Below are 402 nucleotides of genomic sequence, written 5' to 3' on the forward strand. Positions count from 1 at the left end.
ACTTCATCGAGACGCTGTACGCGACGAACAAACTCGGCGCGGTGTTCGTCCCGCTGAACTACCGGCTCGATCCCGCGAAAATCGAGTATATTCTGAACGACTGTGAAGCCGCGACAGTCATCGCCGACTACGACTTCGCCGAAAAGGTCCAGCCGGTACGGGACGACATTCCTGCGGAGACGTTCATCGGCTACGAGCCCGACCGTATCGACGGGGAATGGGAAGCCTACAGCGGTATCCTCGACGGGCAGCCGACAGCCGAACCGGACCGGCCGGACATGGCCGAGGACGACGACGCCAGCATCAACTACACGTCCGGCACGACGGGGGACCCGAAGGGCGTGGTCAGAACCCATCGGACCGAGAGTTGGCACGCGCTGGTGCTCAATCAGCACATGGAGA

Annotated in this window: 1 protein-coding gene; it reads left to right on the forward strand. The window is 61.9% G+C overall.

The window, feature by feature from the left end:
• The coding region (locus FY251_RS21980) for an AMP-binding protein (RefSeq protein WP_148417017.1) at window positions 1-402 on the forward strand (402 nt) is incomplete at both ends.

The organism is Haloferax sp. KTX1 (assembly GCF_902410085.1).
Lineage (GTDB): Archaea > Halobacteriota > Halobacteria > Halobacteriales > Haloferacaceae > Haloferax > Haloferax massiliensis.